3 protein-coding genes are annotated in these 3,496 nt (G+C 66.5%); 1 reads left to right on the top strand and 2 read right to left on the bottom strand.

Annotated features, from left to right (window positions below):
* The first annotated feature begins 211 nt into the window (after nt 1-211).
* Entirely contained in the window at nt 212-2,455 is a 2,244-nt protein-coding gene (locus tag HUK84_RS12735; RefSeq protein ID WP_176640629.1) for a TonB-dependent receptor, read from the top strand.
* Between the two features lie 21 nt (nt 2,456-2,476).
* Here the strand turns inward: HUK84_RS12735 and HUK84_RS12730 are convergent, their stop codons facing one another.
* Both HUK84_RS12730 and HUK84_RS12725 read right to left on the bottom strand, forming a co-directional pair.
* The gene (locus HUK84_RS12730) at nt 2,477-2,845 is read right to left on the bottom strand and encodes a hypothetical protein (RefSeq protein ID WP_176640628.1); all 369 of its coding nucleotides are present in this window, start codon (nt 2,843-2,845) and stop codon (nt 2,477-2,479) included.
* Between the two features lie 93 nt (nt 2,846-2,938).
* The coding region (locus HUK84_RS12725; RefSeq protein WP_246285653.1) for a class I SAM-dependent methyltransferase at nt 2,939-3,496 on the bottom strand (558 nt) is incomplete at its 5' end.

Here is a 3,496-nt window from a genome sequence, read left to right as displayed (position 1 = left end):
CGCGGGTGTTCTCGCGCGCCGTGCTGCTGCGCGGGGGGCGGGTGCTGGCGGACGGACCGGCGGCGGCGATCCTGTCGGAGGACGCGATTTCGGACCTGTATGATCGCGTTCCGCCATAGCGGCGCGCTTGTCTATATTTCATCGTATATAGACATCCGGCCGTCCCTTCGTTAGTGAGATGCAACGTCACGCACGGGAAATGGATTGCGACATGGTCGGCCGGACGAGTACGGGTTTGCGCATCTTGCTGGTCTGTTCGGTATTTTCGCTGGATGCGTGGCATGCCGGGGCCGGGCGTGCGGCGGAGGCGGCGGATGACGCGAAGGTGCATGATCCCAAGGCGCATGAGAGCGGGGCGCATGAGCGCGGGGCGGGGCCGCATGTCGAGCATGTCCAGGTGGTGCGTCGCCAGGCGGCCGGCACGCAGGCCGCGTATGACAAGGCCACGGCCGATCTGGGGCCGCTGGGCACGCGGCGGACGCTGGATGCGCCCTTTTCCATCCTGGCGGTGCCGCAGGACGTGATCGTCAACCAGCAGGGGCGCAACATCAATGATGTGATGCAGTACCTGCCGTCGGTCCAACTGGAGGAGCGCGGCGATCCGAATACCAGCCGCCCGCAGAGCCGCGGCTTCGAGGCCGACGTAGTGTCGAACATGCGCATCGACGGGCTGAACGCGGTGACGACGACCCCTTATGCGGCCGAGCAGTTCGACAATCTGCAGGTCCTCAACGGGCTGGCCGGCGCGCTGTACGGGCCGCAGAATCCGGCGGGCACCTTTGCCTATACGCTGAAGCGGCCGACCGGGCAGAGGATCAACCGCCTGTCGATCGGGGTGGATTCCATCGGCACCGTGATGGAAAATGCCGATCTGTCCGGACGGGCGGGGCGCAATGGCTGGTTCGGCTATCGCCTCGACCTGCTGCATGGCGACGGGACCGGCTATGTCGACAAGAGCTGGCTGCGCCGGAACCTGGTGAGCGGGGATTTCGATATCCGCCTGTCCGAGCGGACGGTGATCGAAATCGATGCCAGCCAGTACACCTATGCCGAGCGCGGCATGGCGCCCGGGTTCGCCTATTCCGCGACCGTGCCGCTGCCGGCCGCGCCGGACCTGAGCAAGCCTTATCTGGGGCAGGATTATGCGGGCTTCAACATGGAGACGAACACGGCGCTTGCGAAAATCCGGCATGAATTCAACGAGGGTTGGTCGCTGACCCTGGGCGGGCTGTATCAGAACGCCTATCGCCAGGTCTTTGCGAACACCGATCGGCTGCTGAACGGCGCGGGGCTGTACCAGCAGGTGATTTCGGCGGCGACGACGGCGAAGAATTTCAAGGTGGGCAGCAACCTTGCCTATCTGAACGGACATGTTCGCACCTGGTCGATCGGGCACGACCTGGTGGTCGGCACCAACGGCTATATGATGGGCAACTACAACCCCACCCGCGCCGACGGGACGTTCGTGCTGGGGACGGCGAACCTGGACGATCCGCGTTCTTTTCCCGGACGCCAGCCCTATTTTTCCGGAACTTACGAATCGGCCTATACGCGCACGCAGACGGTGATCCTGGGCGATACGCTGCATCTGGACCGTCACTGGTCGGTCATGGGCACGCTGGGCTGGGGCTGGATGTCGATCGTCAATAACGACATCCATGGCCATGTCGTCAGCGCCTATGACAAGGATGCGGCGTTCAGCCCGATGACCAGCCTGATCTACCAGCCGGCGAAGAACCAGACGGCCTATTTCACCTGGGGGCGCAGCCTGCAGCAGGGGGATACCGCGCCGGCGGGTTCGACCAACCAGAACCAGGTCCTGGCCCCGCTGAAGAGCGAGGAATACGAGGTCGGATACAAGATCCTGGTCGGAAAATTACAGATGAACGTGGCGGGTTTCCGGATGACCCGGCCCTATTCCTTTACCGATCCGACGACGCGTCTGTTCGGCACGTTCGGCGTGCAGCGCAATTACGGCGTCGAGTTCCAGGCCGCCGGCTATGTCACGCCCGACCTGTCCGTGCTGGGGGGCGTGACGTGGATCGACGCGCAGCTCGGCGCGACCGGCACGCCGGCCACCAGCCACAAGGAGGTGGTGGGGGTGGCGCCGGTCCAGGCCGATATATTACTGGATTATCGCCTGCCGCTGGGCGCGGGGGTGCCGGGGCACGGCCTGGCGGTGAACGCGAACGTGCATTACACCGGGCGTCGTGCGGCCAATGTCGCCAATACCAGTTTCGCGGGGTCCTATGTCACGCTCGACCTGGGCGCGCGCTATGCGTTTCGCGTCGCGCATTACCCGATGGTCGTGCGCTTCGGCGTGCAGAACGTGACGGATGCGCGCTATTGGGCGTCGGTCTATCCCAGCAGCATCAATGGCGGCGGCAGCGCCACCAACAATGCGGTGGCCGGCCTGCCGCGGACCTGCCATTTCACGCTGAGCGCCGAGTTCTGAGCGCGGAGTTCGGAGTCTGGATCAGTACGTCGCCGGATCGGCGGGATCGACGCGGGTGACCTTGCCGGCACGGTCGTAATAGAAGATGGCGTCGCCCCTGCGTTCGGCGTAGCCGTCGGGCGTGCCTTCGGGCGTCCAGAACAGCAGGCGGTTGGCGTCGGACTGCTCGACCACCTTGTCGCCCGCCGGGCGGTAGCGGAACTGGCTGAAATCCTTGCGCGCGCGGGGGACCGGCGGGTTGGCGGCCATCTGGTGCATCGAGGGGGTCTTGGGGCCGTCCTCGTCATCGGCCAGGGCCGGGCCGGCGAGAATGGGGGCCGCGAGAACGGGGGCGGCCAGCGCGGCCAGGCAGAAGGGGAGGGTCAGCCCGCGCAGCATCCTGTCCAGCATCGACCGCGTACTCCTTTATCCGTTGGTTCGGCCAGCCGGGAACATCGTCTCTTTTGCCGCCGGGTGCAACTCGCCTTTCGTGGAGGCGGGCGGTCAGGCCGCGTGGGGCCGCCGCGCGGTGACCGCATAGACCGCGTCGCGCCAGGACGGGTCGTCCGACGGAGGCTGGACCTCGCCGCTGTCGATGCCGGAAAAGCCGGCGCGGGTCAGCAGCATGTCCAGCAGCCGGCGCCGGTCGTCATGGTCCAGCGCCTGCCACAGCGCCACGGCCTTCTGCGGGAGGAACCGGTCGGAGAAGGTCAGGATCGCCACGCCGCCGGGGCGCAGGACGCGGAGGATTTCGGCGAGGGTGACCAGGGGGTGGCGCAGATAGGGAACGACGTCGCAGAGGCAGGCGACGTCCATCGTCTCGTCGGGCAGGGGCAGGGTGGGGTCTTCGTTCAGGTCCTGCACGATCCGGTGCGTGAGGTCCACATTGTCCTGCATGACCGCGCGGTCCAGCCCGATGCCGATGACGGTGCCGCGCGGAAGGTCGGGCGGCAGGTGGCTGTGCGGGCCGGCCATCAGGTCCAGGATGTCGGCACCTTCGGCGATCAGCGTGTGATAGAGGGCCGTCACCGCCGCCCGCGCGCCCGGGTCCAGCAGCGGGCC

This window comes from Nguyenibacter vanlangensis, from assembly GCF_013376155.1.
Taxonomy (GTDB): domain Bacteria; phylum Pseudomonadota; class Alphaproteobacteria; order Acetobacterales; family Acetobacteraceae; genus Gluconacetobacter; species Gluconacetobacter vanlangensis.
Note: the sequence above shows the minus strand (reverse complement) of the source record. Positions and strands in the feature narration are given on the sequence as shown.

Bases quoted from the DNA above. Each gene is read 5' to 3' on its own strand.
- HUK84_RS12735 (WP_176640629.1), top strand. From the start codon at position 212: ATGGTCGGCCGGACGAGTACGGGTTTGCGCATCTTGCTGGTCTGTTCG.
- HUK84_RS12730 (WP_176640628.1), bottom strand. From the start codon at position 2,845: ATGCTGGACAGGATGCTGCGCGGGCTGACCCTCCCCTTCTGCCTGGCC.